We start from the raw sequence: 24,126 nt of genomic DNA, 5'->3' as shown, positions 1-24,126 counted from the left end.
CCGCGCTCAGGCGTGTTACTGCGGTGTATTCCTCTTGGGTTCTTCAGCCGGTCATGCGGCGGAGCCGCATTTCGTTACTGCCCGACCAGTGCGTAGGTCTGTGTGGCGATCTCCAGTTCCTCGTCGGTCGGCACCACGGCGACCGCCACGCGCGCCTGCGCGGGCGAGATCAGCCGCGGTTCGTCACTGCGTACGGCGTTCAGCTCGCTGTCCACCGCCAGGCCCAGCTCCTGAAGGCCCGCAAGGGCAGCCTCCCGCACCGGGCTCGCGTTCTCCCCGACTCCCGCTGTGAAGGCGACCGCGTCCACCCGGCCGAGTACGGCGTAATAGGCACCGATGTACTTCTTCAGCCGGTGAATGTAGATGTCGAAGGCGAGCTGTGCCTCTTCGTCACCTTCGTCGACCCGGCGACGGATCTCCCGCATGTCGTTGTCACCGCACAGCCCGATCAACCCGCTCTTCTTGTTGAGAAGAGTGTCGATCTCATCGGTGGACATTCCGCCAACACGCATCAAATGGAAGATGACGGCCGGATCCATGTCCCCGGATCGCGTACCCATCACGAGCCCCTCCAAAGGCGTCAGCCCCATGGAGGTGTCCACGCACTTCCCGCCCCGCACGGCAGAGGCGGACGCCCCGTTGCCGAGGTGCAGCACGATGACGTTGACCTCCTCGGGCGCCTTCCCGAGCAGCTCGGCGGTGGCCCGGGACACATACGCGTGCGAGGTGCCGTGGAAGCCGTAGCGCCGGATCCGGTGCTCGTCGGCGGTCTTCACGTCGATCGCGTAGCGGGCGGCCGACTCCGGCATCGTGGTGTGGAAGGCGGTGTCGAAGACGGCGACCTGCGGCAGGTCGGGCCGCAGCGCCTGCGCGGTGCGGATGCCGGTCAGGTTGGCCGGGTTGTGCAGGGGCGCCACCGGTATCAGCCGCTCGATCTCGGCGAGCACGGCGTCGTCGATCACGGTCGGCTCGGTGAAGGACTGCCCGCCGTGCACGACCCGGTGCCCGATCGCGGCGAGCTCAGGGGAGTCAAGGCCCAGCCCGTCCTTCGCCAGCTCCTCCGCCACGGCCTTCAGAGCCGCCTCGTGGTCGGCGATCGACCCGCTCCACTCACGGGTGACGCCGCCCGTCCCGAGGGGTGTGTGCCTGAGCCGTGAGGTCTCCTCGCCGATCCGCTCGACGAGGCCCGCGGCGAGCCGGCTGCCGTCCCGCATGTCGAGCAGCTGGTACTTCACCGACGAGGAGCCGGAGTTGAGGACGAGGACACGGGTCGGGCTCACTGGGCGGACGCCTTCTCGTTCGGGTGCTGGGCCTGGATGGCGGTGATGGCGACGGTGTTGACGATGTCCGAGACGAGGGCGCCCCGGGACAGGTCGTTGACGGGCTTGCGCAGACCCTGCAGCACCGGCCCGACGGCGATCGCGCCGGCCGAACGCTGCACGGCCTTGTAGGTGTTGTTACCTGTGTTGAGGTCAGGGAAGATCAGGACCGTTGCCTGCCCGGCGACTTCGGAGCCCGGCAGCTTGGTCGCCGCGACCGTCGGCTCCACCGCGGCGTCGTACTGGATCGGCCCCTCGATCTTCAGGTCGGGGCGCCTCTCCCGGACCAGCTCGGTCGCCTCCCGTACCTTGTCGACGTCGGCGCCCGAGCCGGACGTACCCGTCGAGTACGACAGCATCGCGATCCGCGGCTCCACGCCGAACTGCTCGGCGGTGGCGGCCGACTGGATGGCGATGTCGGCCAGCTGCTCCGCGTTCGGGTCGGGGTTCACGGCGCAGTCGCCGTAGACGAGGACCTTGTCGGCGAGGCACATGAAGAAGACGGATGAGACGATGTCGGCGTCCGGCTTGGTCTTGATGATCTCGAAGGCCGGGCGGATGGTCGCGGCTGTGGAGTGCACCGAGCCCGACACCATGCCGTCCGCGAGGCCCTCCTGGACCATCAGCGTGCCGAAGTAGTTGACGTCCGAGACGACGTCGTACGCCAGCTCCACGGTGACGCCCTTGTGGGCGCGGAACTGCGCGTACTTCTCGGCGAAGGAGTCGCGCAGCTCGCTGGTGGCCGGGTCGATCAGCTGGCACCCGCCGAGGTCGATGCCCAGGTCGGCGGCCTTCTTGCGGATCTGCTCGACCGGGCCGAGCAGGGTGAGGTCGCAGACCCCGCGGCGCAGCAGCACCTCGGCGGCGTGCAGGACGCGCTCCTCGGTGCCCTCCGGGAGGACGACCCGGCGTTTGTCGGAGCGGGCCTGTTCGAGCAGCTTGTTCTCGAACATCATCGGGGTGAGGCGGTCGCTGCTGGGCGCGGAGACCCGCTTGATGAGGTCGCCCGTGTCGACGTACCGCTCGAAGAGGCCGAGCGCGGTCTCCGCCTTGCGCGGTGTCGCCGCGTTCAGCTTCCCCTCCAGCGCGAAGAGTTCGGCGGCCGTCGGGAAGCTGTTGCCGGACACCGAGAGCACCGGGGTGCCCGGGGCGAGGCGCGCGGCGAGGGTGAGGATCTCGTCGCTCGGCACCTCGTTCAGGGTGAGCAGCACGCCGGCTATCGGCGGGGTGCCGGCGCTGTGCGCGGCCAGCGAGCCGACGACCAGGTCGGCGCGGTCGCCCGGGGTGACGACCAGACAGCCCGGGGTCAGGGCGGGCAGGAAGTTCGGCAGCATCGCGCCGCCGAAGACGAAGTCCAGGGCGTCGCGCGCCAGCCCCGAGTCGTCACCGAGGACGACCTTGGCGCCGAGCGCCTGGCCGATCTGGGAGACGGTGGGCGCGGCGAGGGCGGGCTCGTCCGGGACGACGTAGCACGGCACGGGGAGGCGGGAGCCGAGCTTCTTCGCGATCTCCTCCCGGTCCTCGCGCGCGACCCGGTTGGTCACCATGGCGAGGACGTCGCAGCCCAGGCTCTCGTAGGCGCGGAAGGCGTTGCGCGTCTCGGCGAGCACGGACTCGGCGGTCTGCCCGCGGCCGCCCACGACCGGGAGCACGGACGCGCCGAACTCGTTCGCCAGCCGGGCGTTGAGGGAGAGCTCGTCGGGCAGCTGGGTGTCGGCGAAGTCCGTGCCCAGGACGAGGACGACCTCGTAGTCGCGCGCGACCACCAGGAAGCGTTCCACGAGGGTGGACACCAGTTCGTCCGTCCCCCGCTCCGCCTGCAGGGCGGAGGCCTCGTGATAGTCCATGCCGTAGACGGTGGCCGGGTCCTGGGAGAGCCGGTAGCGGGCGCGGAGCAGCTCGAACAGGCGGTCGGGCTGGTGGTGGACGAGCGGCCGGAACACCCCGACCCGGTCGACCTGCCGGGTCAGGAGCTCCATGACCCCCAGCTCCACGACCTGCCGGCCGTCGCCTCGGTCGATCCCGGTCACGTACACGCTGCGCGTCACGCGTGCTGGCCCCTTCCTTGCGCCGTCACAAAAATCGCCCACCGAGGTGAGCAGAACCCTCTTGACAATACCCCTGGCGCTGGATAAGGCGCCCGTCAGGGCCGGGGGCCGGGCCGACGTCCCGATGGGGCCAATCGGGTCATAGGGAGCAGAGCGGATATCGTCTTGTCGGGCATGAAACAATCGGACCGGCTCACCGGAACCACCGGGCTGGCTCACCGGTAACGACAGCGAGCAGGAGACACAGCACGATGCGCATCGGAGTTCTCACCGCAGGCGGCGACTGCCCCGGCCTGAACGCCGTGATCCGGTCGGTCGTGCACCGAGCGGTCGACCACTACGGCGACGAGGTCATCGGCTTCGAGGACGGCTACGGCGGTCTGCTCGACGGCCACTACCGCTCCCTCGACCTCGACGCGGTCAGCGGCATCCTGGCCCGCGGCGGCACGATCCTGGGCTCGTCCCGGCTGGAGCGGGACCGCCTGCGCGAGGCCTGTGAGAGCGCGCTCGACATCGCCCGTGACTTCGGCATCGACGCGTTGATCCCGATCGGCGGCGAGGGCACGCTGACCGCGGCCCGGATGCTCAGCGACGCGGGGCTGCCGGTGGTCGGCGTCCCGAAGACCATCGACAACGACATCTCCTCCACCGACCGGACCTTCGGTTTCGACACCGCGGTCGGGGTCGCCACCGAGGCGATGGACCGCCTGAAGACCACCGCCGAGTCGCATCAGCGCGTGATGGTCGTCGAGGTCATGGGCCGGCACGCGGGCTGGATCGCCCTCGAGTCCGGCATGGCGGCGGGCGCGCACGGCATCTGCCTGCCCGAGCGCCCCTTCGACCCGGCCGACCTCGTCAAGATGGTCGAGGAGCGCTTCTCCCGTGGCAAGAAGTTCGCGGTGGTGTGCGTGGCGGAGGGTGCCCACCCCGCCGAGGGCACCATGGACTACGGCAAGGGCGAGATCGACCAGTTCGGCCACGAGCGCTTCCAGGGCATCGGTACGGCACTCGCGTACGAGCTGGAGCGGCGGCTCGGCAAGGAGGCCAAGCCGGTCATCCTCGGCCATGTGCAGCGCGGCGGCGTCCCCACTGCCTACGACCGCGTCCTCGCCACCCGCTTCGGCTGGCACGCGGTGGAGGCGGCGCACCGGGGTGAGTTCGGCCGGATGACGGCCCTGCGCGGCACGGACATCGTGATGGTGCCGCTGGCGGAGGCCGTGACCGAGCTGAAGACGGTCCCGAAGGACCGGATGGACGAGGCGGAGTCGGTGTTCTAGGTCCTGGCTGGGGGCTGCCGCCCCCGGACCCCCGCTTTTTCGGCCTGAACGGCCTCGCCCTCAAACGCCGGGCGGGCTGAATTGGACCGCTGCCCAGAAGTGGTCGACGATCCGGTCCAGGAACTCGCGGCCCGCGTCGCTCGACTCGCTGGCCGCGTTTCCGGCGCCCCAGCTCAGCGACGCGGCCATCTGCCCCTGGTAGTCCTGGTGCAGCGCCTGGAGGGCGTCCTCCAGGAGGTGCCGGTCCAGGGGCACGGTTTTGGCCACCGGGCGGACGTACGCCTGCCAGCGCGTGGTCACCGCACTGCGCAGCAGCTCGGCCAGCTTCGGCTCGCGGCCCGTGACGGTGACGAAGTCCGGGAGCGAGAGGTCGAGCACCTCGGCGAGGGTGGCCGACTGGCGCTCGTTGCCGCGCCAGGCGTTGTGCTCCTCCATGTGCATATAGGCCAGGAACTCCAGGCCGACGGTGCGGGCGACGTCCTCCGGGGCGAGGCCGCGGGCGATGCGGTGCTCGCGCAGGGTCCGCGGCGGCCCGGTGATCTCGCCGGGGGAGCACCACAACACGCCTGCGAGAGCGGTGAGTTCGGGGCTGGAGGGGGCGACGGAGCCGCGCTCCCAGGCGAGGACGAGATCCGGGGAGACGTACGGCAGCCCGTAGGAGACGCGCAGGCCGTAGGCGACATGTTCGGGGCCCATGTTGAGAGCCGTGCGGAGCCGGCGGGCGGCGGGGGCGTTGAAGGGCGGGGCGGGCTGGTTCGAGCGGGCTGGACGATGGCGCACGGGCCACAACGTAGGCGGCCCGTGACGCGATGACTACGGTCTGTTCGGCCAGGATCACGGATTGTAGGAACGTACGGATTCGGCCGCCCGTGCGGAGTGGACGGGGGTGGCCGAAGATCGTCTGTCTTCGTCGCGGGCGAGCTGGCGAGGATGGCGCGAAGCCGTCCGGGCGGGCGGCCCGAGAGGCGGTGACTTTGTGAACGTCAAGCTCGAGGGGCATATTCGCGAGCGTCTGCTGGCGCCGAACTTCTGGCATCTCGCCACGGTGGGCGCGGACGGGATGCCGCACGTCTCGCCCATGTGGGCGGACATCGAAGACGAGTACGCCATGGTCAATACGTCGATCGGCCGCGTGAAGATCGACAACCTGCGGCTCAATCCCAACGTCTCGCTCTCCCACCACGACGCCGGCAACCCGTACGACCGGGCCGAGATCCGGGGGCGGGTCGTCCGCTTCGTGGAGGGGGAGGAGGCGGAGCGGGGCATGGACCGGCTGGCCCGGAAGTACATCGGCGAGGACCGGTACCCATGGCTGCTGCCCGGGGAGCGGCGGGTGATGCTGCTGATCGAGCCGCTGCGGGTGCGGCGGGTCGTCGGAGTGGAGCCGTTCCGGGCGGGTGTGCTGCCGGAGGCGTGAGCGGGGTTCCCGGACGGGCTCTTGAGCGGTCTCATCCCTTGACCGCTCCACCCAGCGCGAACCCGCCGCCCAGCCGCCGGGCGACCAGCACGTACAGCAGGATCACCGGCGTCGAGTAGACGATCGAGAACGCCGCCAGCTGCCCGTACGCCACCATGTCCCGGTTGCCGAAGAACTCGTTGATGCTCACCGAGGCCGGCATCTGGTCGGGGGTCAGCAGCAGCATGAAGGGGACGAAGAAGTTCCCCCACATGACCACGAACGAGAACACCGTCACCACCGCCACCCCCGGACCCATCAGGGGCAGCACGATCCGCACCAGTGACTGCATCGACGACGCTCCGTCGGTCCACGCCGCCTCCTCCAGCTCCTTCGGCACGCCGTCCATGAAGGTCTTCATCAGCCAGATGGCGAAGGGGAGTTGGGAGGCGGCGAAGAAGAGGATCGTGCCCTGCATGGTGTCGATCAGGTTCACCTGAACGAACAGCGCGTACACCGGCACCATGATCGCCGTGATGGGCAGACTCGTAGCGAAGAGGACGGCCAGGAGGAACGGGCGGTTCAGCCGGGACCGGAAACGGGAGAGCGGGTACGCCGCCAGGGCCGCGCACACCACCGTCAGCAGCGTCGCGCCGCCGCACAGGACCAGGCTGTTGAGCAGCGGTGTGAAGGTGATGTCCGAGGTCAGGATCGCGTCGAAGTTGGACCAGGTGAAACCGTCGGGGGCCTTCACCTTCAGGTTTGCATGCGGGTCCACCGACGACAGCAGCACCCAGGCGAGCGGCAGCGCGAAGGCGGCGGCCACGACCAGCAGGCCGGCGTCGGCGGCCAGCCGGCGGCCGCGGCGGCGGGAGGCGAGTGTGCGGGCCATGGTGAGGGTCAGACCTCCGTCCGCAGCAGGCGCAGATACACGAGGGAGAACAGCGAGCCGACCAGGAGCAGCAGCAGGGCTACGGCGGTGCCGTAGCCGATCATGCTGTTCTGGAAGGCCTGCTCGTACATGAAGAGCGGGAGGGTCTGGCTCTTGTTGCCCGGGCCGCCTCTCGTCATCACCCAGATCAGGCCGAAGACGGACAGGGTCTGGAGGGTGTTCAGCATCAGGTTCGTGCCGATGGAGCGGCGGATCATCGGGAGGGTGATGTGCCACATCCGCCGCCAGCCGCCCGCGCCGTCGACCTCGGCGGCCTCCGTGATCTCCTTCGGGATCTCGCCCAGTGCCGCCGAGTAGACCAGCATCGAGAAGGCCGTACCCCGCCAGACGTTCGCGAAGGACACGGCCAGGATCGGGAGGGTGAACAGCCAGTTCTGGGACGGGAGATGGAGCCGTTCCAGGATGGCGTTCAGGGTGCCCTCGCGGCGGAAGAAGGCGTAGAGGAGGAAGCCGGCGACGACCTCCGGAAGGACCCATGCCGTGACCACGATGCCGCCCGTCAGCGTGCGGACCGGCTTCGACGCACGCTGCATGAGCGCGGCCAGCGCGAGGCCGATCGTGTTCTGGCCGAGCAGCGACGACACGACCGTGAAGATGAGGGTCAGCCATACGGCGTTGAGGAACTCCTCGTCCCTGAAGGCCTTGCGGAAGTTCGCGAGGCCGACCAAGGACGAGTGGGCCTGGCCGGTGAGCTGGAGATCGGTGAACGCGATGTAGGCGCAGTAGGCGATCGGGCCGGCGAGGAACAGGAGCAGCAGGACGACGGCGGGGGAGAGGGGAAGCAGGCGCGCGAGGGCGCGGCGGAACGTCCGGGAGGGCCGGCGCTCGGACGGGGTGGGCCGGCGCGAGGGCGACTCGGCCGCCTCCGCGCCTGCCGTGTGCGGTACCGGCGCGGCGGTCATGCGCGGTCGCGGCCGCTCGTGACCTGGTTGTCGGTGGCGTCCTTGAGCGCGTCGTCGTACCCGCTCGCCGCCTTGTCGACGGACAGGTCGCCCGTCGTGACGCCCTCCATGGCCTCCTGGATGGCGGTGGAGACCTTCGGGTACGCCGGGTAGGCGGGCCGGTAGTGGGTGCTCGACACCAGGTCCGTGAAGAACTTGATGCCGGGCTGGGCGCTTGTGTACGACGGGTCGCGCGCCACGTCGTTGCGTACCGAGATACCGGAGTTGGCGATGTACCACTTCTGCGCGTTCGCCTTCGTCTGCATCGTCCTGATGAAGTCGAAGGCGAGGTCGGGGTTGCCGGCCTTGGACGGGATCGCCCAGGTCCAGCCGCCGGACATGCTCACCTTGCCGGGGGCCTGGCCGTGCTGGGTCGGCATATATGCCAGCCCCAACTCGCTGGACCACTGCGGCCATTCGTGGCCGCTGCCCTTCAGCCAGGCCTGCGGCAGCCACGAGCCGTCGAGGGCGATGCCCAGCTTGCCCTTCGGCAGCAGGTCGCCCGCCACGATGGTCTGGATGTTGGGGTCGAGGGCGTCGGAGACGTCCGGGCCGAGCTTCTCCTTGTAGACCGTCTCGACGAAGCCGAGCGCGTCCTTGAAGCCCTGGCTCCCGGCGATCCACTTCTTGGCCGACTTGTCGTAGAGGGGGTCGGTGGTTCCGTCGCCGGTGCCGTAGAGCAGCATCTCGAAGGTCTGCATGGTGGCGGCCTCACCGGCGGGTTTGCCGGTGTAGACGTTGATGGGGGTGACACCCGGGACTTTCTGTTTGATGGTGCGCGCGGCGGCGAGGACGTCGTCCCAGGTCTTCGGCTGCCAGTTCGCGGGCAGACCGGCCTTCTTGAAGATGCCCTTGTCGAACCAGAGCCCGCGGGTGTCGGTCCCGTCCGGGACGCCGTACGTCTTCCCGTCCTCGGCCCTGGCCGCGGTCTTCGCCGTGCCGATGAACTGCTTCCAGTCCGGCCACTTGTCGAGGTACGGGTCGAGGGGTTTGAGGTAGCCGCTCGTGATGTCCGAGTTGATGAGGAACGTGTCCTCGTACACCAGGTCGGGGGCCGTCTTGGGGGAGCGGAGCATCTGCTGGAGCTTGGTGTAGTACTCCGAGTCCGGGGCCTTGATCGGGACGAGTTCGACCGTCTTGCCGGGGTATTTCTTCTCGAACTGCTTCTTGATGTCCGCGAGGAAGCCGTCCATCACCTTGATGGAGTTGTCCGTGGACTGCTTGAAGGAGACCTTGAGGGTGTTCGGACTGCTGCCGGATCCGCTGCCGCAGGCCGTGAGGGTGGTTGCGGCGAGGGCGGTGGTGAGGAGGACGGGGAGGAGGGGGAAGGCGGCGGTGGGGCGCACGGGCATGACCTCCTGCGGGCTCAACGTCGTTGTCGGCCGAGATGGTTGCCCGGTGAAGGTAGGAGGAGTGGTCTAGTCAGGTCAATGACCGTGCGGCGACCTAACGTCCCCGATCTCCTTCCCCCTTCTCGTTCCGCACCCACCGGTACTGCAACTCCGGCCGCCCCACGGTCCCGTACTGCGGAGCCCGCGCCGCCCGTCCCGCGTCCACCAGATGCTCCAGATACCGCCGAGCGGTGATCCGGGATATCCCCACCGCCTCGGCCAGCCCCGCCGCGGTCAGCCCCTCCCCGCAGTCCCGCAGCGCCACCGTCACGCGCTCCAGCGTCGGCGCGCTCAGCCCCTTCGGCAGCGCCGCCGGCGAAGGCGCCCTCAGCGTGGCCAGTGCCCGGTCCACCTCGTCCTGCCCGCTCGCCTCGCCCACCGCCGCGTGGAACTCGGCATACCGCACCAGCCGGTCCCGCAGGGTCGCAAAGGTGAACGGCTTCAACACGTACTGCACGACCCCCAGCGACACCCCCTCCCGCACCACGGTCAGGTCCCGCGCCGACGTCACCGCGATCACGTCCGCATGGTGACCGGCCGCCCGCAGCGAGCGGGCGAGCTGCAGCCCGTGCACATCCGGCAGATGCAGATCCAGCAGCAGCAGGTCCACCGGGGTACGGTCCAGCAGCCGGCGGGCCTCCGCGCCCGTGTGGGCCTTGCCGACGGCCACGAAGCCCGGGACGCGGCCGACGTACATGACGTGCGCGTCGGCGGCCACCGGGTCGTCCTCCACGACCAGGACGCGGATGGGCTGGGTCGTCATGCGTCACCTCTCACCGTGGCGCGCCCGGTCGCCTCGACCGGGGAGACGGCCGTGCCCAGAGGCAGCCGTACCTCGAACACCGCACCGCCCTCCTCGCCTTCGGCCACCGTCAACGTGCCCTCCTGCCGGGTGACCGCCTGCCGTACGAGGGCCAGCCCGAGGCCCCGGCCGCCCGGACCGGCCGGCTTCGTCGAGAACCCCCGTTGGAATACCAGCTCGGCATGGGCGGGATCCACCCCTGTGCCGGTGTCCGCGACCCGCATCACCAGCTCCGGGCCCTCCGCGTACGCCGTCACCGTCACCCGGGCGCCGATGCTGCCCTGCGCCGCGTCCACCGCGTTGTCGATCAGGTTGCCGAGGATCGTCACCAGATCGCGTGCGGGAAGCGAAGGCGGCAGCAGGCCGTCGTCCAGGCGGCTGTCCTCCGACACCACCAGTTCCACGCCCCGTTCGTTCGCCTGCGCCGTCTTTCCCAGCAGCAGAGCCGCCAGCACCGGCTCGCTCACCGCCGCCACCACCTGGTCGGTCAGCGCCTGCGCCAGCTCCAGTTCGGCCGTCGCGAAGTCCACGGCCTCCTCGGCGCGGCCCAGCTCGATCAGGGACACCACCGTGTGCAGGCGGTTCGCGGCCTCGTGGGCCTGCGAGCGCAGGGCCTGGGTGAAGCCCCGCTCGGAGTCCAACTCGCCCATCAGGGACTGGAGTTCGGTCACGTCGCGGAGGGTGACCACGGTGCCCCGGCGCTCGCCGCCCGACACCGGGGAGGTGTTGACCACCAGGACGCGGTCCGCGGTGAGGTGCACCTCGTCCACCCGGGGCTCCGATGCGAGCAACGCGCCCGTAAGGGGCGCGGGCAGGCCGAGGTCCGCGACCGACTTCCCCACCACGCCCTCCTCGGACGGCACCCCGAGCAGTTCCCGACCCCCGTCGTTGATCAGCGCCACCCGGTACTGCCCGTCCAGCATCAGCAGCCCCTCCCGCACCGCGTGCAGCGCGGCCTGGTGATAGTCGTGCATGCGGCTGAGTTCCGCGGCGTTCATGCCGTGGGTGTGGCGGCGCAGGCGGGCGTTGACGACGTAGGTGCCGATCGCGCCGAGGGCGAGGGCACCGGCCGCGACGCCGAGCAGGGCCGAGACCTGGCTCTGCACCTGCTTGCTGATCGCCTTGACCCTGATGCCCGCGCTGACGAGCCCCACGATCTTCTTGCCGTCCTTGATGGGGGTGACTGCGCGGACCGAGACGCCCAGGGTGCCCTTGTAGGTCTCGGTGAAGGGCGTGCCGTGCAGGGCCGGCCCGATGTTGCCGACGAAGTGCTTGCCGATCTGCTGCGGGTTCGGGTGGGTCCAGCGGATGCCCTTGGTGTTCATGATCGTGACGAAGTCGACGTCGGCGTCCTTCATCACCTTCAGCGCGTACGGCTGGAGCTCGGCGCTGGGGTCGGGGGTGCCGATCGCCTCCCGTACGGACGGGGAGTCCGCGATCGAGCGCGCTACCGCCAGGGCCTGGCGGCTCGCCGCGTCCTCAGCCTGGCGTTGGTCGCTGACATACGTGAACAGCGCATATCCGGCCACGACGACCGCTATCAGCACGGCCTGCATGGCGAAGAGCTGTGCGGCCAGGCTGCGGGGGCGCGGTACGGGGATGCGCATGTCGTCAGTGTGCCTCGCCGGTTAAGCGTGAACTAAATGAACGGAAGGGTGACCGCCCTCACAGGGGCAGGGGATAGTCACCGCATCGAGGAAGCAGTGGAAGCGGGACATACGGTTCCAGCCACCGCCTCCCTTGCAGAGAACCGCACCCCCATCCCCATCCCCCGGACGTGAGCCGCACGCCGGTGATGCCGACGAAGACGTCAAGGAGGGCAGCCGTGGCCGCCAGCACCCCCGATACGGCACCTGCCGCACCCGCTGGGAAGCGGGACCGCACCCACTATCTCTACATCGCCGTCATCGCAGCGGTGGCCCTCGGTATCGCCGTGGGTCTGATCTGGCCGAGCGTGGGCGTCGAGCTCAAGCCGCTCGGCACGGGCTTTGTGAACCTGATCAAGATGATGATCTCCCCCATCATCTTCTGCACGATCGTGATCGGCATCGGCTCCGTACGGAAGGCCGCGAAGGTCGGCGCGGTCGGCGGTATCGCGCTCGGCTACTTCCTGGCGATGTCGCTGGTCGCCCTGACCATCGGCCTGGTCGTCGGCAACGTCCTGCACCCGGGCGACGGGCTGCACATCACCAACGCGATCAAGGCGACCGGGCACGCACAGGTGGACAGTGAGGCGCTGCCGCCGGTCGACTTCGTGCTGTCGATCATCCCGACGACCTTCGTCTCGGCCTTCACTCAGGGGCAGGTGCTGCAGACCCTGCTGGTCGCCCTGCTCGCCGGTTTCGCCCTGCAGGCCATGGGCTCGGCCGGGCAGCCGATCCTGCGCGGTGTGGAGCACCTCCAGAAGCTCGTCTTCCGCATCCTCGGCATGGTGATGTGGGCCGCCCCCGTCGGTGCCTTCGGCGCCATCGCCGCCGTCACCGGGTCCGCAGGTTTCGACGCGCTGAAGCAGCTGGCCATCCTGATGCTCGGCTTCTACGTCACCTGTTTCCTCTTCGTCTTCATCGTGCTCGGTGCCCTGCTGCGGATCATCGCCGGGCTCAACATCTTCACGTTCTTCAAGTACCTGGCCCGTGAGTTCCTGCTGATCCTGTCGACCTCCTCCTCCGAGTCCGCCCTGCCGCGCCTCATCGCGAAGATGGAGCACCTCGGTGTCAGCAAGTCGGTCGTCGGCATCACCGTCCCGACCGGCTACTCCTTCAACCTCGACGGCACCATGATCTACATGACCATGGCCTCGCTGTTCATCGCCGACGCCATGGGCACGCCGATGGCGATCGGCGAGCAGATCCCGCTGCTGCTCTTCCTGCTGCTCGCCTCCAAGGGCGCGGCGGGCGTCAGCGGCGCCGGCCTCGCGACCCTGGCCGGTGGTCTGCAGTCGCACAAGCCCGCCCTGGTGGACGGCGTCGGCCTGATCGTCGGCATCGACCGCTTCATGAGCGAGGCGCGCGCCCTGACGAACTTCGCGGGCAACTCCGTGGCGACGGTCCTGATCGGCACCTGGACCAAGGAGATCGACAAGGAGCGCGTGGGCCGGGTCCTCGCCGGTGAGCTGCCGTTCGACGAGACGACCCTCCTGGACGACGAGGAGGTCCGGCCGCTCGCCGAGGTGCCGGAGCAGGGCGGCGAGAAGGAGCTGGCGAAGGCCTGAGCCCCGCCGGGACTCCGGGCGGCTGAACTCTCCCCCGTCGATCAGCCGCCCGGCAAAGAAGCCGAGCGGTCGGGTTCCTCCCCCGTGGACCCGACCGCTCGGCTTCGTCGTTTCCTCCGGAACTCCTCCGACCTGGAAAGACACCCGGCGATCCTCACCGATCTCTTACCGAAGTCCACTAGCGTTCGGCGCCGGTCCAGTACAAGTGCGGCGCGTTCGCCGGTTGGTTGGAGGCACGGGGGATGAAGATCGACTGGGATCGGCGCACATGTGCCCGCAAGGGGCACGTGACGTATGCGCCGGACGAGCCGGGACTGAAGGCGCGGCTGCACGCGCAGACGGCTCTCGGGGACGTCTGGCGCTGTCTGCGCTGCGGTGACTTCGTGCTCGGCGAGCCGCACGGCTCGGGACCGGCGGAGCAGGCGCCCCTGGTGCCGCGCGGCAAGGTCCTGCGCGACCTGTTCATCCTGCGCTTCCTGGCGATCGAGCGAGCCGTGCGCGGCGTCTTCATCGTGCTGGTGGCGCTCGCCGTGTGGAAGTTCAGCAACAGCCAGGACTCGGTGCGCCGGCTCTTCGACGAGTACCTCGACGTCTTCAGGCCCGTCTTCCGGCACTTCCACTACGACCTCGACCACTCGCCGATCGTCGGCACGATACAGAAGACCTTCGGCTACAAGCACTCCACGCTGCTGCTGGTGGCCGTACTGCTGCTGGCGTACGCCCTGATCGAGCTCGTCGAGGCGGTCGGCCTCTGGTACGCCAAGCGCTGGGCGGAGTACCTCACGGTGGTCGCCACCGCCGCCTTCCTCCCCCTGGAGATCTACGAGCTCACCGAGCACGTCAGCTGGCTGAAGATCGGCACGCTGGTCCTCAACGTCCTCGCCGTCCTCTACATCGCCCTCGCCAAGCGGCTGTTCGGCCTTCGGGGCGGCCGTAAGGCGTTCGAGGAGGAGCGGGAGAGCGCGTCGCTGCTGGAGGTCGAGGAGTCGGCCGGGGTGCCGGCCCACACCGCACCGGCCGTCTGAACCGTCCCGACCGTTCCGGCCGGCCGGGCCTGCTGGGCCCGTTTGCCGAGGTGGGCCTCCCATTCCTGCTCCACTTCGGCGACCACGCCGTCGACGATCCCCTTGGCCGGCCAGGCCCGATCCGCCAAAGGCACCCCAGCCGGGTGCCGTCCGGGCCGACGCGACGGGCAGGGCCGCGCCGCCCTGCTCGCCCTCCACGGCGCCGGTCTCGGCGTCGACGGGCTCCTTCGGTGACTGGCCCGCGGCCCGGCCGCGCACCGGCCTTGCCCTGACGTCGGCGTCAAGGATTACGTTCGTACGCATGCGAATCGGCGAGCTGGCCGAACGGGCCGGGACCACGACGCGGACGCTCAGGTACTACGAGTCGCGCGGGCTGCTGCCCGCGCGGCGCGGTGGTAACGGCTACCGCACCTACGACGAGAGCGATCTGAAGCTGCTCCGGCAGATCCGGACGCTGCAGGACTTCGGGTTCGACCTGGAGGAGACGCGGCCGTTCGTGGAGTGTCTGCGAGCCGGGCACCCGGAGGGCGACTCCTGCCCCGCCTCGCTCGCGGTCTACCGGCGCAAGCTGGACGAACTCGACGCGCTGATCGGCGAGTTGCAGGCCGTGCGGGCGCGGATCGCGGTGCGGCTGGCCGTGGCCGACGGGGAACCACCGTTGTGCGAACTGGGAGGGCGGGAACTGTGATCGACGTGACGGACGAGGATTTCGCGGCGCAGGTGATCGGGTCCGAGTTGCCGGTGCTGGTGGAGTTCACGGCGGACTGGTGCCCGCCGTGCCGGCAGATGGGTCCGGTCCTGCACGCCCTCGCCGCCGAGGAGGCCGGTCGTCTCAAGGTGGTGCAGTTGAACGTGGACCGCAATCCGGAGACCACGAACGCCTACCAGGTGCTCTCGATGCCCACGTTCATGGTCTTCCGCGACGGTGAGCCGATCAAGGCGATGGTGGGGGCGCGCCCCAAGCGGCGGCTGCTGGCCGAGCTGGCGGACGCCCTCTGACCTCACCCAGTACAGAAGAAATCCCCCGGGCAATTGCGTCCGGGGGATTTCTCTGTGTAAGTTTAATGATTCGCGACTTCAAGGGGATTGGGTCGCAAAGAAGTTCACTGGCGTCATTGTATCTGCCCGGGAGTGGAATTGTCAAACAGCGATGAAATTCGCAGGGAACAGGAATTCATCGACGCCCTGTACGCGCGCGTGGACGCCCTGCGCGGTCACACCGAGGCGGGCGTCACGGACGCGCTCGCACAGGGCAACACGCCCATGCAGGCCCGGCTGGAGCGGGACATCCTGGTCGCCGAGCGGTCCGGGCTGCTCGCCGCGCTGAACGCCGTCGACGGTTCGCTCTGCTTCGGCCGTATCGACTTCACCTCGGGCACCCGGCACCACATCGGCCGTATCGGGCTGCGCACCGACGACGCCGAGCGCACCCCGGTCCTCATCGACTGGCGTGCCGACGTCGCCCGCCCCTTCTACCTGGCCACCGGCCACACCCCGATGGGGCTGCGCCGGCGCCGGCACCTCACCACCGAGGGGCGCCGGGTCACCGCCCTGCACGACGAGATCCTCGACCTCGGGGACCAGGAGCGGACCGGCCACGAGGACCCGACCGGCGACGCCGTGCTGCTCGCCGCACTCGACGCCGCGCGCACCGGCCGTATGCACGACATCGTGCAGACCATCCAGGCCGAGCAGGACGAGATCATCCGGGCGCCGCACCGGGGCGTGCTGGTGGTCGAGGGCGGCCCGGGCACCGGCAAGACGGCCGTCGCCCTGCACCGGGCCGCCTATCTGCTCTACGAGCACCGGGAGCTGCTCGCCAAGCGGGCCGTGCTCATCGTCGGCCCCAACCCCGCCTTCCTCGGCTACATCGGCGAGGTGCTGCCCTCGCTCGGTGAGACGGGCGTGCTGCTCGCGACGGTCGGGGAGCTGTTCCCCGGGGTGAAGGCGACGGCGAGCGACAGCCGTGCGGCGGCCGCGGTGAAGGGCCGCGCCGACATGGCGGACGCGCTCGCCGAGGCCGTACGCGACTGGCAGGCGCTGCCCGACCCGGTGATCGCGATCGAGCACGACCGGGAGGTCCTGATGCTCGACGACGGCCTGGTGAAGGTGGCTCGCGAGCGCACCCGTGCCGCCCGGCTGCCGCACAACGTGGCCCGGGAGCACTTCGAGGGGCACATCCTCAACACGCTCACCGAGATGTACGCCGAGCGGGTCGGGACGGACCCCTTCGACGGTACGAGCCTGCTGGACCCGAGCGACATCACGCAGATCCGCGACGAGATCGCCGAGAACCCCGAAGTGTGGGCCGCCATCGACCAGTTGTGGCCGCGGCTGACTCCGCAGCGCCTGGTCGCGGACTTCCTCGCCGATCCCGTCGGCTATCTCCCCGACGAGGACGCGGCCGCGATCCGCCGGCCGGTGACGCGGGCGTGGACGGTGGCGGACGTACCGCTGCTCGACGAGGCGGCCGAACTGCTCGGCGTGGACGAGCGGGTGGCGCGGGCGCGGGCGGAGCGGGAGCGGGAGACGCAGGTCGCGTATGCGCAGGGCGTGCTGGACGTCTCGTACGCCTCGCGGACCTATGAGTTCGAGGACAAGGACGAGGAGGACTCCGAGGTCCTGTCCGCGCACGACATCATCGACGCCGAGCGGTTCGCCGAGCGGCAGGAGGAGGACGACCACCGCAGCGCCGCCGAGCGGGCGGCGGCCGACCGGACCTGGGCGTTCGGGCACATCATCGTCGACGAGGCGCAGGAGCTGTCGCCGATGGCGTGGCGGCTGCTGATGCGGCGCTGCCCGACGCGGTCGATGACGCTGGTGGGGGATCCGGCGCAGACGGCGGAGGCGGCGGGGGTCGGTTCCTGGGCGGGGATCCTCGAACCGTATGTCGAGGACCGCTGGGAGCATGCCCGGCTCGGCGTCAACTACCGCACGCCTGCCGAGATCATGGAGGTCGCGGCGGCGGTGGTGCGGGCCGAGCAGCCGGACTTCTCGCCGCCGAGTTCGGTGCGGGCCACTGGCGTGCGGCCTTGGGTGCGGGCGGTTGATGATCTGCCGGATGCCGTGGGCAAGGCGGTGGAGGAGCTGACGCCTGCGGAGGGGCGGCTTGCGGTGATCGCGCCTCGGCACCTGCATCGGAAGTTGGCTGCGCGGCTGGACGGGGTGACGGCGGGGCGCGAGCCCGATCTGACGCGGAGTGTCGTGCTGCTCGATCCGCGGCAGTCGAAGGGGCTGGAGTTCGACTCGGTGCTGGTGGTTGAGCCGGGGCTGTATGGCACGAGTGATCTGTACGTGGCGCTGACTCGGGCCACGCAGCGGTTGGGGGTGCTGCACAGTCGGGCGTTGCCGGGGGCTTTGGCCGCGGCGCTTGCGTGACCGGCTGTTTCGCCCCCGCCGCCCCTTCCCGTCCCGACCCGGGGGGCAGCCCCCGGACCCCCGTTCCTCAAACGCCGGAGGGGCTGGATTCGGCTCAGCCAACTCAGCCCGTCCGGCGCGGGGGCCTGGGGGCGGCAGCCCCCAGGGGACGGGAATGGGAAGGGGCGGCGGGGGCGAGGAAAAGCTACGCCGGGCGCAGCCACACCGTTGCCAAGGGGGGCAGGGTCAGCCTGATGCTGGCCGGGCGGCCTTGGTGGGGCTGGGGTTCCGGTTTGATGATGTCGGGGTTCGTCACGTCGCTGCCGCCGTACTTCGCGATGTCGGTGTTCAACGACTCGTGCCAGGCCGGCACGTCATCGGGCACACCCAGACGGTAGTCCTGGCGGACCACAGGGGAGAGGTTGGCGACCGCCAGGAGCGGGGTGCCGTCCGCGGCGAGGCGCAGGAACGCGAAGACGTTGTCCTCGGCCGCGTCGCCGACGATCCACTGGAAGCCCGACGGGTCGGTGTCCCGCTGCCACAGGGCGGGCGTGTGGCGGTAGACGATGTTGAGGTCGCGGACCAGGTCACGGACCCCGCGGTGGTCGGCCTCGGCACCGTACGCCGGGTCCAGGAGCCACCAGTCCGGGCCGTGCGCCTCCGACCACTCCGCGCCCTGCGCGAACTCCTGCCCCATGAAGAGGAGCTGCTTGCCGGGGTGGGCCCACATGAAGCCCAGATAGGCGCGGAGGTTGGCGCGCTGCTGCCACCAGTCGCCCGGCATCTTCGAGACCAGTGAGCGTTTGCCGTGGACCACCTCGTCGTGCGAGATGGGCAGCACGTAGTTCTCGCTGTACGCGTACACCATCGAGAAGGTCATCTCGTTGTGGTGGTACTTGCGGTGGATCGGCTCGTGGCTGATGTAGTCGAGGGAGTCGTGCATCCAGCCCATGTTCCATTTGAGGCCGAAGCCGAGCCCGCCGAAGCCGCCCGGGCCCCGGTGGTGCGTGGCCCTGGTCACGCCGTCCCAGGCCGTGGACTCCTCGGCGATCGTGACCACGCCCGGCACCCGCCGGTACACCGTCGCGTTCATCTCCTGCAGGAACGCCACCGCGTCCAGGTTCTCCCGGCCGCCGTGCTCGTTCGGGGTCCACTGGCCGGGCTCGCGCGAGTAGTCGAGGTAGAGCATGGAGGCGACCGCGTCGACGCGCAGGCCGTCGATGTGGAACTCCTCGCACCAGTAGATGGCGTTCGCGACCAGGAAGTTGCGCACCTCGCGGCGGCCGTAGTCGAACTCCAGGGTGCCCCAGTCGGGGTGTGCGGCGCGGAGCGGGTCCGCGTGCTCGTACAGGGGGCGGCCGTCGAATTCGGCCAGGGCCCAGTCGTCGCGCGGGAAGTGCGCCGGCACCCAGTCCATGAGGACGCCGATGCCCGCCTGGTGCAGTGCGTCGACCAGGTACTTGAAGTCGTCGGGGGTGCCCAGGCGGGCAGTCGGGGCGTAGAAGCCGGTGACCTGGTAGCCCCAGGAGCCGCCGAAGGGGTGCTCCGCGATCGGCATCAGTTCGACGTGCGTGAAGCCCAGGTCCTTGACATAGGCGGGAAGCTGTTCGGCCAGTTGACGGTATGTCAGGCCTGGGCGCCAGGACGGGAGGTGGACCTCGTAGACCGAGAACGGGGCCTCGTGCGCGGGCACGTTCGCACGCTGCTCCAGCCACTGCGCGTCCTGCCACTCGTGGTGGGAGGCGGTGACGATCGACGACGTGTTCGGCGGGGCCTCCGTGCGGCGGGCCAGTGGGTCGGCGCGCAGCGTCTTCGAACCGTCAGGCCGGGTGATGTCGAACTTGTACAGCTCACCCTCGCCGATCCCCGGTGCGAACAGCTCCCAGACACCGGAGGAGCCGAGCGAGCGCATCGGATGGCCGGTGCCGTCCCAGAAGTTGAAGGTGCCGGCCACACGCACACCGCGCGCGTTCGGCGCCCACACGGAGAAACGGGTGCCGGGCACGCCCTGGTGCGTCATCGGGTGCGCGCCGAGCACCTGCCACAGATACTCGTGCCGCCCCTCGCCGATCAGGTGCAGGTCGAGCTCGCCCAGCGTGGGCAGGAAGCGGTACGCGTCCTCGGTCTCCAGGACCGTCTCCTCGTACCGCACGAGGAGCCGGTACTCGGGGACTTCGGTCAGGGACAGCAGGGCGGAGAAGAAGCCGTCCCCGTCGTCGTGCAGCTCGGCCCGCAGGTCCGCGGCGACGACGGTCACGGACAGCGCGTACGGCCTGAAGACCCGGAAGGCGACCCCGCCGGGCACCGGGTGGGCGCCCAGCACGGTGTGCGGATCGTGATGCGTACCCGCGAGGAGCCGCTCACGGTCCCCGACGGGCACCTCGGGAGACGCAACCGGAACCGGTGCGGTGACCTTCTTCGCGGCGGTGACGGTCTTCTTGGCGGAAGTCTTTGTGGCCGTCGTCTTCTTCGCAGTTGCCTTCTTCGCAGTCGTCTTCTTCGCCGGGCTCTTCTTCGCTGTTGTCTTGGCCGCCGTCGTCTTCGCCGCGGCGGCCTTTTTCGTGACTGCCTTCTCGGCGGTGGTCTTCGCCGCCGCCTTCTTCACCGATTTCCTGGGCTCGGTCGCCTTCTCCGCGGCCTTCGCGGCACTCTTCTTCGGCTTCTTCGGATCCGAACCGCTGGGCGTGGGGCGGGGGGTCACGGGCGGCGCCTCCTCGGCGAAGGTGAGGTCGGGTCAGTGAGGGTCGGATGCGGCGTAACGCTCTATCGCCGCCATGGGAACGGGCAGCCAGTCGGGGCGGTGACGGGCCTCGTAGACGACTTCATAGATCGCCTTGTCTGTTTCGTACGCGCGCAGCAGTACCGGGTCCGTGCGCGGATCCCGACCGCTGACCTCGGCGTATCCAGAACAGTAGGCGGCCCGGCAGGCCTCGGCCCAGCCCTCTGCCTGAGATACGGCGGAGTGGGCCGCGTAGTCGAAGGACCGCAGCATTCCCGCGATGTCCCGCACCGGAGGCTGCGGCATCCGCCGTTCCGCCAGGGGCTTGGACGGCTCGCCCTCGAAGTCGATCAGCCACCACTGGCCGGCCGGCGAGCGCAGGCACTGCCCGAGGTGCAGGTCGCCGTGGATGCGCTGCGCGGTCCAGGTGCGGCCCTCCGAGGCCAGGTCGGCGAGCGCGGTGAACGCGGAGCGCAGGGCAGGGGCGTACGGCCGTAGCGCGGGCACAGCCTGGGCGGCCACGTCGAGGCGCTCGATCATGCCGTCGGCCAGCAGCTGCAGCTGGGTGTGGCCCAGGGTGACGGTCGGCAGGGCGCGGGCGAGTGCCGTGTGCACCTCGGCCGTGGCGCGGCCCAGCGCCCGTGCTTCGGCGCCGAAGTCCTCGCCCTTGGCCAGCTCGCGCAGCGCCAGCTCCCAGCCGTCCGTCGCACCCTGCAGAAACGGCTGGAGCACACCGAGCACATACGACTCCCCGGCCAGCTCCGCCCGTAGCCACGCCGTCGGCGCGGGCACTCGTGGGCAGCCTTCGCGGGCGAGCGCCAGCGGCAGTTCCAGGTCGGGGTTGACGCCGGGGACGACCCGGCGCAACAGCTTGAGGATGAACGTATCTCCGTAGACGACCGACGAGTTCGACTGCTCGGCCGTCACCAGCCGCGGGACCAGCCCGGTCCGGATCTCCTGTCCGGGCTCCCGCTCGAAGCGCAGCCCGCCGATACGGGCCTGGGTGCGCAGCGCCTCCAGGAGCACCTCGGCGGGCCGGGAGTCGTACAGGGCGTCGTACACCGTGCGTCCTGCAAGGGGGCCCTGGTCCACGTGTCCGATCAGCGCGGGCGCCAGCCGGGGCGGCAGCGCCTCGCGCACGCCTATCAGCAACTGGTAGCAGTCACCGGGGTGGGGTTCGGCGCCGAGCGTGAGCGGCTGATGGGCGCGCACCAGCAGATGGAACAGGCCCAGCCTGCCGTCGGCCGGCAACAGTTCGGTGGCCGCGACCAGCGAGAACCCGGTGACCGGCCGTCCCTTGCCGGCGAACCAGCGTTGCCGCGGCAGCCATTCCCGTAGGAGGGGATCGAGGGACGCGAGCAGGCCAGGACTTGTCTTGCCGGAAAGTGTGACAGTTTCCGCCATGGTGTCACATTCCTTTCCCCGGGTGGGCGGGGTGTTACTGATGCGTGCCCCGGGTGGGACAGGAGAAACCGCCCCACCCCGGGTTCTGCGAGGCGCTGCGCGGCGCTACGCGGGGTCCTTGCGGAGCCGGAACCAGTAGAAGCCGTGCCCCGCCAGTGTCAGCAAGTACGGCAGCTCGCCGATGGCCGGAAAGCGCACCCCGCCGAACAGCTCGACCGGATGCCGTCCGTTGAAGATCCGCAGATCCAGCTCGGTGGGCTGCGCGAACCGCGAGAAGTTGTGCACGCACAGCACGAGATCGTCCTCGTACTCCCGCAGGAAGGCCAGTACCGCCGGGTTGGAGGACTGGAGTTCCGTGTAGGACCCGAGGCCGAAGGCCGGGTTCTGCTTGCGGATCTCGATCATGCGGCGGGTCCAGTGCAGCAGCGACGAGGGCGACGACATCGACGCCTCGACATTGGTGACCTGGTAGCCGTAGACGGGGTCCATGATGGTCGGCAGGAACAGCCGCCCGGGGTCACAGGACGAAAAACCTGCGTTGCGATCCGGTGTCCACTGCATCGGGGTGCGTACGGCGTCCCGGTCGCCGAGCCAGATGTTGTCGCCCATGCCGATCTCGTCGCCGTAGTAGAGGATCGGCGAGCCGGGCAGGGAGAGCAGCAGGGCCGTGAAGAGTTCGATCTGGTTGCGGTCGTTGTCGAGGAGCGGGGCGAGCCTGCGGCGGATGCCGATGTTGGCGCGCATACGCGGGTCTTTCGCGTACTCCGCCCACATGTAGTCGCGTTCCTCGTCGGTGACCATTTCCAGGGTCAGCTCGTCGTGGTTGCGCAGGAAGATGCCCCACTGGCAGCCCGCGGGGATGGCGGGGGTCTTGGCGAGGATTTCCGAGACCGGATAGCGGGATTCGCGCCGTACGGCCATGAAGATGCGTGGCATGACGGGGAAGTGGAATGCCATGTGGCATTCGTCGCCGCCGCTTTCGAAGTCGCCGAAGTAGTCGACGACGTCCTCCGGCCACTGGTTGGCCTCCGCCAGCACCACCGTGTCCGGATAGGAGGCGTCGATCTCCTTCCGCACCCGCTTCAGGAACTCGTGGGTCGCCGGAAGGTTCTCGCAGTTGGTGCCCTCCTGCTGGTAGAGGTACGGCACCGCGTCCAGCCGGAAGCCGTCGATGCCCAGGTCCAGCCAGAAGCGCAGCGCGGAGATCATCTCCTCCTGGACGGCCGGGTTCTCGTAGTTGAGGTCCGGCTGGTGGGAGAAGAAGCGGTGCCAGTAGTACTGCTTGCGGACCGGGTCGAAGGTCCAGTTGGAGGCCTCGGTGTCGACGAAGATGATCCGCGCTTCCGGGAACTGCTTGTCGTCGTCGGCCCAGACGTAGTAGTCGCCGTACGGGCCGTCGGGGTCCTTGCGCGACTCCTGGAACCACGGGTGCTGGTCACTGGTGTGGTTCATGACGAAGTCGATGATCACGCGCATGCCGCGCTGGTGGGCGGCGTCGACGAACTCGACGAAGTCGGCGAGGTCACCGAACTCCGGGAGGACGGCCGTGTAGTCCGAGACGTCGTAGCCGCCGTCGCGGAGCGGTGACTTGAAGAAGGGCGGCAGCCACAGGCAGTCGACGCCCAGCCACTGCAGATAGTCGAGTTTGGCGGTGATGCCCTTGAGGTCGCCGACTCCGTCGCCGTTGCTGTCCTGGAAGGAGCGGACGAGGACCTCGTAGAACACCGCGCGCTTGAACCAATCCGGGTCGCGGTCCTTGGCGGGTGTGTCCTCGAAGGTGTCCGGAACGGGTTCGTTGACGATCATGTTGTGGGTGACCCCCCGATCTGCGGGTTGGACGGTCGCAGGACGGTGCTGTGCTCTCCCGGGGGGCGACCCCCGGACTCCGAGCCGACATCAAGGACGTGTGCCCCGCCGGGCTGAAGGCGCACATAGTTGGACCTGCCCCAGTGATAGGTCTCGCCGGTGAGTTCGTCCCGCACCGGCACCGACTCGTGCCATTCCAGGCCGAGTTGCGGCATGTCCAACGAGACCGTGGCCTCCTGGGTGTGGTGCGGGTCGAGGTTGGCGACCACCAGAACAGTGTTCGAGCCGCTCCTCTTCGAGTACGCGATCACCGTGTCCTTGTCCGCGTGATGGAAGTGGAGATCGCGCAGCTGACGCAGGGCAGGGTTGGCGCGCCGGATGGCGTTGAGTCGGGTGATGAGGGGGGTGATGGTGCGGCCTTCGCGTTCGGCTGTTTCCCAGTCGCGGGGGCGGAGCTGGTATTTCTCCGAGTCGAGGT

Annotated in this window: 19 protein-coding genes; 7 read left to right on the top strand and 12 right to left on the bottom strand. The window is 69.5% G+C overall.

Features of this window, described 5'->3' with window-relative positions; genetic code table 11:
• Nucleotides 1-74: 74 nt before the first annotated feature.
• Entirely contained in the window at nucleotides 75-1,280 is a 1,206-nt protein-coding gene (locus ACWCRD_RS31060; RefSeq protein WP_450969079.1) for an acetate kinase, read from the bottom strand.
• Complete coding sequence (gene pta / locus ACWCRD_RS31055; RefSeq protein ID WP_450969078.1) at nucleotides 1,277-3,367, bottom strand: phosphate acetyltransferase; 2,091 nt, start codon at nucleotides 3,365-3,367, stop codon at nucleotides 1,277-1,279. Before pta ends, ACWCRD_RS31060 begins: the two co-directional genes overlap by 4 nt.
• A gap of 251 nt (nucleotides 3,368-3,618) precedes the next feature.
• Here pta and ACWCRD_RS31050 point away from each other — a divergent pair, with 251 nt between their 5' ends.
• Nucleotides 3,619-4,644: an ATP-dependent 6-phosphofructokinase gene (locus ACWCRD_RS31050; protein ID WP_450969077.1), complete on the top strand. Its 1,026-nt coding sequence runs from the start codon at nucleotides 3,619-3,621 to the stop codon at nucleotides 4,642-4,644.
• A 60-nt stretch (nucleotides 4,645-4,704) separates the two neighbouring features.
• Here ACWCRD_RS31050 and ACWCRD_RS31045 read toward each other — a convergent pair whose 3' ends face one another.
• Nucleotides 4,705-5,433 carry a helix-turn-helix domain-containing protein gene (locus ACWCRD_RS31045; protein WP_450969076.1) on the bottom strand — a complete coding sequence of 243 codons (729 nt, stop codon included), beginning with the start codon at nucleotides 5,431-5,433 and terminating at the stop codon, nucleotides 4,705-4,707.
• A gap of 187 nt (nucleotides 5,434-5,620) precedes the next feature.
• On the opposite strand from ACWCRD_RS31045, the gene ACWCRD_RS31040 reads away from it, so the two are divergent.
• The gene (locus ACWCRD_RS31040) at nucleotides 5,621-6,061 is read left to right on the top strand and encodes a TIGR03618 family F420-dependent PPOX class oxidoreductase (protein WP_450969075.1); all 441 of its coding nucleotides are present in this window, start codon (nucleotides 5,621-5,623) and stop codon (nucleotides 6,059-6,061) included.
• Nucleotides 6,062-6,092: 31 nt separating this feature from the next.
• Here ACWCRD_RS31040 and ACWCRD_RS31035 read toward each other — a convergent pair whose 3' ends face one another.
• The 5 genes from ACWCRD_RS31035 to ACWCRD_RS31015 all read right to left on the bottom strand — a co-directional run bounded on the left by ACWCRD_RS31035 (nucleotide 6,093) and on the right by ACWCRD_RS31015 (nucleotide 11,733).
• Nucleotides 6,093-6,932: a carbohydrate ABC transporter permease gene (locus ACWCRD_RS31035; RefSeq protein ID WP_450969074.1), complete on the bottom strand. Its 840-nt coding sequence runs from the start codon at nucleotides 6,930-6,932 to the stop codon at nucleotides 6,093-6,095.
• Nucleotides 6,933-6,940: 8 nt separating this feature from the next.
• On the bottom strand, nucleotides 6,941-7,894 hold the full coding sequence (locus ACWCRD_RS31030) for a carbohydrate ABC transporter permease (RefSeq protein ID WP_450969073.1): 954 nt from the start codon (nucleotides 7,892-7,894) through the stop codon (nucleotides 6,941-6,943).
• Nucleotides 7,891-9,285, bottom strand: coding sequence for an extracellular solute-binding protein (locus ACWCRD_RS31025; protein WP_450969072.1), 1,395 nt, complete (start codon nucleotides 9,283-9,285; stop codon nucleotides 7,891-7,893). The genes ACWCRD_RS31030 and ACWCRD_RS31025 overlap by 4 nt, the downstream gene beginning before the upstream one ends.
• Nucleotides 9,286-9,379: 94 nt before the next feature.
• Nucleotides 9,380-10,087 (bottom strand): response regulator, encoded by a 708-nt coding sequence (locus ACWCRD_RS31020; RefSeq protein WP_450969071.1) that lies wholly within the window; start codon nucleotides 10,085-10,087, stop codon nucleotides 9,380-9,382.
• Entirely contained in the window at nucleotides 10,084-11,733 is a 1,650-nt protein-coding gene (locus tag ACWCRD_RS31015) for a sensor histidine kinase (protein WP_450969070.1), read from the bottom strand. Before ACWCRD_RS31015 ends, ACWCRD_RS31020 begins: the two co-directional genes overlap by 4 nt.
• A gap of 218 nt (nucleotides 11,734-11,951) precedes the next feature.
• Between ACWCRD_RS31015 and ACWCRD_RS31010 the strand changes: the two genes are divergently transcribed.
• The 5 genes from ACWCRD_RS31010 to ACWCRD_RS30990 all read left to right on the top strand — a co-directional run bounded on the left by ACWCRD_RS31010 (nucleotide 11,952) and on the right by ACWCRD_RS30990 (nucleotide 17,740).
• Nucleotides 11,952-13,337 (top strand): cation:dicarboxylate symporter family transporter, encoded by a 1,386-nt coding sequence (locus ACWCRD_RS31010; RefSeq protein ID WP_450969069.1) that lies wholly within the window; start codon nucleotides 11,952-11,954, stop codon nucleotides 13,335-13,337.
• Nucleotides 13,338-13,579: 242 nt separating this feature from the next.
• Nucleotides 13,580-14,362: a DUF2127 domain-containing protein gene (locus tag ACWCRD_RS31005; protein WP_344399061.1), complete on the top strand. Its 783-nt coding sequence runs from the start codon at nucleotides 13,580-13,582 to the stop codon at nucleotides 14,360-14,362.
• A 301-nt stretch (nucleotides 14,363-14,663) separates the two neighbouring features.
• Nucleotides 14,664-15,050 carry a MerR family transcriptional regulator gene (locus ACWCRD_RS31000; RefSeq protein WP_390693647.1) on the top strand — a complete coding sequence of 129 codons (387 nt, stop codon included), beginning with the start codon at nucleotides 14,664-14,666 and terminating at the stop codon, nucleotides 15,048-15,050.
• Nucleotides 15,047-15,361: a thioredoxin family protein gene (locus tag ACWCRD_RS30995; RefSeq protein ID WP_450969068.1), complete on the top strand. Its 315-nt coding sequence runs from the start codon at nucleotides 15,047-15,049 to the stop codon at nucleotides 15,359-15,361. Before ACWCRD_RS31000 ends, ACWCRD_RS30995 begins: the two co-directional genes overlap by 4 nt.
• A 156-nt stretch (nucleotides 15,362-15,517) precedes the next feature.
• The gene (locus ACWCRD_RS30990; protein WP_450969274.1) at nucleotides 15,518-17,740 is read left to right on the top strand and encodes a HelD family protein; all 2,223 of its coding nucleotides are present in this window, start codon (nucleotides 15,518-15,520) and stop codon (nucleotides 17,738-17,740) included.
• Nucleotides 17,741-17,924: 184 nt separating this feature from the next.
• On the opposite strand, the gene glgB is transcribed toward ACWCRD_RS30990, so the two are convergent.
• The 4 genes from glgB to ACWCRD_RS30970 form a co-directional block, all read right to left on the bottom strand.
• Entirely contained in the window at nucleotides 17,925-20,420 is a 2,496-nt protein-coding gene (gene glgB / locus ACWCRD_RS30985; RefSeq protein WP_450969067.1) for a 1,4-alpha-glucan branching enzyme, read from the bottom strand.
• A 33-nt stretch (nucleotides 20,421-20,453) separates the two neighbouring features.
• On the bottom strand, nucleotides 20,454-21,842 hold the full coding sequence (locus ACWCRD_RS30980) for a maltokinase N-terminal cap-like domain-containing protein (RefSeq protein ID WP_450969066.1): 1,389 nt from the start codon (nucleotides 21,840-21,842) through the stop codon (nucleotides 20,454-20,456).
• A gap of 105 nt (nucleotides 21,843-21,947) precedes the next feature.
• Complete coding sequence (gene treS, locus ACWCRD_RS30975) at nucleotides 21,948-23,648, bottom strand: maltose alpha-D-glucosyltransferase (RefSeq protein WP_099931384.1); 1,701 nt, start codon at nucleotides 23,646-23,648, stop codon at nucleotides 21,948-21,950.
• On the bottom strand, nucleotides 23,645-24,126 hold a 482-nt coding region (locus ACWCRD_RS30970), incomplete at its 5' end, for a DUF3459 domain-containing protein (protein WP_450969065.1). The genes treS and ACWCRD_RS30970, both read right to left, overlap by 4 nt.

Source organism: Streptomyces sp. NPDC002092 (assembly GCF_053593775.1).
The sequence above is the reverse complement of the archived record's forward strand: the minus strand, read 5'-3'. Positions and strand labels throughout refer to the sequence as shown.